1 protein-coding gene is annotated in these 7985 nt (G+C 36.8%); it reads left to right on the top strand.

Annotation, left to right across the window (positions count from 1 at the left end; all coding sequences use genetic code 11):
- Positions 1-294: 294 nt before the first annotated feature.
- Positions 295-7985, top strand: a 7691-nt coding sequence (locus CN601_RS24925) for a S8 family serine peptidase (RefSeq protein WP_483861206.1), incomplete at its 3' end; no start/stop codon positions are given.

The following is a 7985-nucleotide window of genomic DNA, read 5'->3' on the forward strand; positions in this document are numbered from 1 at the left end:
ATATTTTGTAAGCGTTTTCTGTTTAAAAAGTATATTTTTTGTAAAAAAATAACTTTTTTTGGCATATTTATTACGAAAAAACAAATAAAAATCGTTAAATTCCCCCAATACAAGACATGCGAAGCATCAAGTAAAATTTAACTAGTTTGATTATTGAGAAAATTATTTATATTTAAATTTTCTGTAAACTACTAAATTTGTGTTTGTAAAATTAGGGGGGAAAACATGAAAAAGAAAAAAGTATCAAACAGGAGGCCAACTAAAAAAATATTATCAATCTTTGCATTGAGTACAATGTTTTTAAACGTTGTGATACCTCAAAGTTTCGCAAGTGTNNAACTAAATGAACAAGGTTTAAAGAGTAATACTTTTGATGCAAAAGAAGTAAACCGCATTCTTGATAGCCTTACTGCTGAACAAAAAGCAAATATTAATAAGCTTACTGGAGCAGATAATGCAGAGAAGATCCATTTGGACAAGAAAGATTTAACCGGTTCAAAAAAGATTAATGTAATTGTTCAATTTAAACAAGATCCAGCTAAGATTCAAATTATTAAGCAATCTTTAGCTAAAGGTGGAGCTACTGCAAATGCTCAAGCGTTTGCAAGCGAATATTCCGATGCGCAAAATAAGGTTAAAGATGCTCACGCAAATTTTAAAACCTTTTTGAATACTCAGCCGAAAACGCAAATAGTCGGCGGGGAAACTGTTAAAACAGAAATCGGTATTACACGAGAATATACAGAAGCATTTAATGGAATATCTTTATCACTTCCTGCAAATTTAGTACAAAAACTTGCAGAAAGTCCTGATGTTGCTGCAATTTGGTCTCAAGAAGAATATTCGTTACCTGATGAGGGGAATTCGAAAACTTCAGCGAAAAGTGCGTCTGTTGGCAAACCAACATCTGCTCTTACTCATTTAGGGATTGATAAACTTCAAGCTGATGGTAACACAGGTATCATAAAAAAGGGCCCACGTGCTGGTCAAAAGATTAAAGTGGGTGTATTGGATACAGGTATTGATTACAACCACCCTGACCTTTATAAAGTAACACATGATGAAAATGGAAAATTATATCCTGGACATGACCTTGTTAGTAATGATGGGGTTGACGCAAACGGAAATATAAAATACGTTGATGACCATGATCCAATGGAAACAACTTATGATGATTGGGCAACTGATAAGGAGAGTTCAAATCCAGTTTGGGGAACTCCACCTTCAACTTATAAGCCATATATTACTTCGCATGGAACTCACGTTTCCGGTACGATTGCAGCAAATACGACGAATAATAACGATGTTTATTCGGCAAATGGGGTAGCACCTGATGTTGAACTTCATGGTTATCGTGTATTAGGACCAGGAGGACATGGGACATCTGAATCTGTTCTAGGTGGTATCGATCAAGCTGTAAAAGATCACATGGATGTAATTAATCTATCTCTTGGTGCAACAATTAATGACCCACTTTACCCAACGAGTATCGCAATAAACAATGCTACTTTAGCAGGTGTTGTGTGTGATGTTGCTGCAGGTAATAGTGGACCAGGACAAGCTACAGTCGGTTCTCCAGGAACTTCACCACTGGCAATTACTGTAGGTGCAAGTACAATTCCTGAGGACATCGCAACAATGACCATTAAGAGTGGTTCAACTTCTTATAAAGCACGATTATTCGGTAAAAACTTTTCACAAGCAGACGATGTTTACAAAGGTCAAACACTTCCGATAGTTGATGTTGGTTTAGGAAGTGAAGCAGATTATAGTGGAATTGATGTAAAAGGTAAACTCGTTTTAGTAAAGCGTGGCGTTGATTATTTACAGACAAAAATGGCGAATGCTAATAATGCTGGAGCAGCTGGTATGATTATCTGGGATAATACGGATGATACTGATACCCAAGGCTTTATTCCTTCTTTCTTAGGCGTAAGCATGGATAATGTTTATTCAGTTTCACTAACACAGGTACAGGGACAAGCTCTATCTGACGCGATTAAAAAAGACCCTAAATCTGCTAGCATTACTTTCCCTTCTACACTTGATGCTTCAATAAGTAAGAGTGGAGATGAATTAGCAAGTTTTAGTTCAACAGGTCCAGTTAAAGATTGGACAATTAAACCTGATGTTGTAGCACCTGGTGTTGATATTTCTTCAACAGCCCCATACGATATTTGGGAGCCAAATGCAAAACATGATTATAAACTTGGTTATCAAATCATGTCTGGTACATCAATGGCAACTCCGCACGTTGCTGGTATTTCAGCATTAATTTTAGCTGCTCATCCAGATTATACGCCTGCAGATGTTAAAGCAGCGTTAATGAATACAGCTAAAAGCATTAACACAGATTCAAAGAATTATAGTGTGTACCAAGTTGGTGCTGGTCGTGTTGATCCTGCTCGTGCCATTGCTGCAAATGTGAGAGTACAAGTTTTAGATAAAGCAGTTACGTTAGATGATCTAAGTGATGGATCTACAGCACATGAAGTAGATAATCTTACTGGTAGCATGTTCTTTGGTTTTAAAGGTCGAGGAGAAGGTGCAACGAATGGATCAGATGATGTTGTTTCTTCAAAAGATTTTAAAGTTACAAACCAAGGAAATAGCAGCAAAACATTTAATGTAAGTACTGAATTTATGTCAACAAAATTTGCTGGATCGAATAAAGTAGGTCCTGGAACAGGAAATGATGTAAAAATCGATTTTTCTGTCGCTGGAAAAAGCGTGAACTCTATTAATGTTGGCGGAGGAAGTAGTGTTCAAGCAACGGCAAAAATTACAGTTCCGGCAAATTCAGTAGAGGGCACTTACGAAGGTTATATTAATCTAGTAAATGCAGATGACCCATCAGAGACTTATCGCATTCCGTTTACAATTACGGTTGCTGAAAAAGGAATAAATACGTTCCAAGTCGCGATCAAAGCAGCGGCAGTAGGAAATCTTTCAGCCTATTATTTATCCGTAAATAATCAAATGGAAAACTACTATATGCTGATAAAAGACAAAGACGGGAAATATATAGGTGTTGCAAATTCGTTATCAGATGGCAGTAGTATTATTCCGGGTGTTCAATATGGCCCTAGAATAACACTTTTTAATGGATGGTATCTTCCATTTACTAAGCCATATGATGGAACGTATGACGCTTCAGGTATTTCAAGCACAGTGCAAGTACTAAAAGAAGGTGCTTACTCACTTGAATTAATTGCAACTGGTAAAGATGGAAAACGTTATACAGCAGAAGATACGGTATATGTTGACGGTACACCGCCAACTATGACGATGGATTCAGATTCTAAAGGTGGAATTTATGAAATTGATCCGACAGGGTATCTGCCTGGACAAGAAATTAAAGGATTCTCTGGTAAAGTATACGACTCGAACGTAGACGTAATGAAAAATAATGGAGAAACTTCAGTACCAAGCCCTCAGGATGGTGTTACACCAGTTCCTGTTGATCAAGGTTTGAACAGTGTAGTAGGGTATCAAGATAGCATGTTCCCAACGGTTTACTTCAAGACCGATGCAAAAGGTCGTTTCCATTTTGGTGTATCGGTTGAGGACGTTTCAAATAAATTGGGAAGTCAATTTGACATTGATCCTGTTGATTATTCTGGTGAAAGTGATGGAAGTTTAAATGGACAAACCTATTATTTTATTAAAAAAGGAAATCCGTATGTTACATTGACTTCATCTAATGGAGTAGATGCAGGACCAGGTAACGAAGATAAAGTTGTTGTCGATGCAAATAAGCCATTCAAGGCGACTTTCACAACACATTATGCTATAGGAATGACTGGAGGTAAATTTTTACTGAATAGTAATAATGTTTACGAATTCAGTAATATTCGTCTAACAGATGAGTATAAAAATTATCTGATTAGTAAAGGTATTGATCCAACGAAAGTTCTTACTGTAGGGCAACCATATGTTCATCCAATTTATGGAATAGGTAAAACAACAGATGTGACAATTTCGAATATCACTGAAGCTGGTGCACTTGACCATGATATGCCAATTATAGAAGCAGATGTGACCTATAATAGTCCTGATCCGATTACAGGACAATTCCCATATCAGTTGCTAAGTGCGAATTTAACTTTGTCAGGTGAAGATACAAAAGTTGCATGGTTCCCAACGAATGATCCTTATGTAAGACAAAATATTTCTGTACTTAGGGGCCGTGTTGCAGCGGAATCTTTCGCAAGAAATAACGTAAACAATAATTACCCACAATTCACAGTTGATTCAGGTGCGAAAGTAACGGCAACGGATGATAAGGGCAAAAAATTTACAACGGATCAACCGACATCATTTAATAACACAATGGCTTATACATTTATTAATCCGTATTATGCTTTAACAATGGATGTAAGTAACAAGCCATATTCCGTCGAAGCTAGTGTACCAGGACATTTTAAAGGGTATGCTCAAACACCGGTAATTGGTGAAAATAAATACGGATATCAATCAGGTACGATAAAAGATATTCCAGGTATGTTCCCAATCCTATTAGGTGGAGATGTAAATGGCGATAACGTCATCGACATGAAAGATTTACTGAAAGAAATCGATGTTTATTATCAATATAAAAACTTAGGTTATGTTGATAATCCTAATAATACAGTTGCTAACAAAACAGCATTCTTAAACACTAACCGTGACGAGGATATTTACTGGATTAAACCAACCGGTTCAGGTTACGGGATCAATTATAACGATTTCTACTACATCTTTAAAAACTTTGGAGTACAAAATCAAAGTGCGAAGGATGCAGGATTAAGTGTTCCAACTGCACAATTAACGGTAGATAAAGATACTACTTTTAAAACTGATTATGTAGGTGCATTACCAACAATTACTTTAACTGCTGGTGATACAGTACAGCAAGTTATGCAAAAACTTAATTTCCCAGCTCCAGATTTGAAAATCGAATCAACACCAAAGCTACAAGATTTACAAAATGGGGCTACGATTTCACTTGCTCCTACAAGCACAGTGTTTGTAGATGATGTAGTGTGGAGAAAAGCAATTACAAAAGTCATGTTAGGTACAACTGATGTAACAAATTTAGTAACAATCAATCCTGGATATGTGTATTCTGATGCAACTGGTCAAGCGGCAACAATGCCATCAAAAATTACGTTCCCAGGATCGTTATTCCCTACGGCAACGAATTACACGATGACAATAAAAGCGACAGGATACCCGGACGTAACAAAATCCTTAGCAATTTCAACGGTACCAATTCCAACGCCAGCGGTTCCAAACATTACTGATCCAACAGTGGCGCATATCGGTAAAGATTTGACTTTAAACTTTACAGAGGATGCAAAATGGAGAAATGGAATCAATAAAGTAGTTGTGACGACAACTAATGGTAAAAGTATGGATATCACTAATTTGATCAATTCAGATACGAATCAAAAATATTATGACATTAGTAAGCCAGGAAAAATTACGTTTAATGCGAAAACATTTATGACGGATTCTACGCTTAATCCAAATGATGGTTCAACTTATGGTAAAGCAACAGTAAACCCAGGCGGAGCAAGTTATTTGCCACAGCTTTACAGATTTACGATCAGCTCTCAAGGTGCAGATGGCACTGTTTATCCTGATGTAATTGCTGGATATGATCCAGTCTATACGGGACAACAACCAGTTGGATATAGTGTTACCTTCGACAGCCAGGGTGGAACGCAGATTAGTCCGATGGCGGTAGGATACAATCCAGCCTCAAGTAGATCGAATGGTCCAAATAGTGATTTGATAAACTATATGACTCTTGCACCAACGAAACAAGGATATAAGTTCCTTGGTTGGTATACTGATAAAACTTATAGTACATCAGCATTTCAAGGAAATGTTTTAACTGGAGACATAACTGTTTACGCAAAATGGCAAATGAATACAACTCAAAGTTATTCACCTGTTGATAAATCAAACCCGAATGGCGTAAAATTCGACGGTAGTAACTCGTCTGTAACTGGAATAGGATGGGTGCTTGGAGAAGGCGATTTAAACATCAACATCCCAGATTATTTAACTAATGTTTCTTGGTTAACAGGAAAAGACAAAATTGCAAAAATTGAAGCGAAATTCTATGGAATGAAGAGTGATGGCTCAGTAGATACGACAGCGACGAATTATACGTTAGACCCAAGTACTTATGACCTATCGTCTAACGGAAGTAACGGAATTCTATCTTTCACAACGGCTACACATGATCAAGCTGTTAAAGCTGGTCAAACAGCATTAGGTCAAAAGTTTGCCTTCAGTGAGATGCCAACTCTTGGAAATATTGGAGGAATTAAAGGTTATACATTAACGGTAACTTCTACAACAGGAGAAACGGTTTCAATTCCAAATGTTCTTCTAGGCTATAGACGTCATATTGACTTAAACGGTGGTACGTTAAAGAATGCAAATGACTATTACTTTGCTGATAGTTTGAATTACGGCAAAATATCTGTTCCGAATATGCTTTCTGGTGCATCGCATGTAACTAATGGGAATTTAACGATTAGTCAAGACGTATACTTGGATGCAACTGGTTCAAGTGACAAGAAGTCCGATATTTCACAAAATAATTCTAAATTCATAACTGATAATGCTACATTCTATCTATGTTGGATTAAAGTTCCACCTACAGTGAGTAAAGATGTTGCTGGAAACATTGTTGGAAGTGACATTACGTTACCATTTACAGATGATGGAACATGGAAAAATAATATCAAAACGGTTAGCATAGGTGCTAAAACTTTAGTTCTTAATAAGGATTACACAATCACAAATAATAGCATTATACTGAAAGCTGCACTTTTCACAGTTGGTCAAAAGGTCAATGTGACGATTGTTTCTGAAGGGTATAAAGATGTAATTGTGTCTGACCAAGTTATTGGTTATACAGTTACATTTGAATCAAATGGTGGAGATCCAGTTTCTGCTCAAATCGTAGACAGAAATGCGACCAAACCAATGGATCCAACTAAAGTAGGCTACAAGTTCTATGGTTGGTATGCGGATAAAGATTTAACAATCCCATTTGATTTTGATAACATTGTCACAAAACCAATTACCCTTTACGCGAAATATGCGTTAGCTGGTTCAGTTGTGACAGCAGATACAACAGATAACGCATTAGGGAACAACATGGTGTTAGAATACAGTGACAAAGAATGGGCAAATGCGATTACTAGTATTAACATCAACGGTCTTGCAATAGACGCATCGAAATACACTGTAGATAAAGAAAATCGTACAATTACTTTAGGTCAAAGTCTGTTCTCAAGAGCTAAAGATTATACGATTACGATTAAAGCTAAAGAGTATGCTGATGTAACATTAGTACAAAAAGTATTAAATGGATATAATGTACATTTCGTTGTTTCAAAAGATGCTCCAGCGGAGGTTAAGGAAGCAACAAAAGATCAAATTGTAGCACGCAGAATTACAGCACCAACAGCTCATGGATATGATTTAACTTGGTTTGCTGATGAAGCATGTTCAATTCCTTGGGATTTCACAAATTCGATCTATTCTACAAAAACAATTTATGGAAAATGGAAACCAGCAAAATACACTGTTATCTATGACACGCAAGATGCTGGATTAGCTGTCTCAGTGAAGGCAGAGTATAATTCATTACTTGATGAATCAAAACCAACAAGAACTGGTTACACATTTGTTGGTTGGTATAAAGATGCAGAAGGTAAAACACCTTGGAACTTTGAAACAGACAAAGTAGACGGCGACATGGTTCTATATGCTAAGTGGAATGTTAACTCTTATACAGTTCACTTCAATAGCAATGGTGGAAGTCAAGTAGCTGACAAATCTGCAAATTATAACACTGTCATCTCTGCACCGACAACGACAAGAACAGGCTACACATTCGTTGGATGGTACGAGGATGCTGCAGGAGATTTACCTTGGAACTTTACAAAAGATAAAGTGACAAACAACACTACTTTATA

Source organism: Bacillus sp. AFS017336, assembly GCF_002555445.1.
Classification (GTDB): domain Bacteria; phylum Bacillota; class Bacilli; order Bacillales; family Bacillaceae_G; genus Gottfriedia.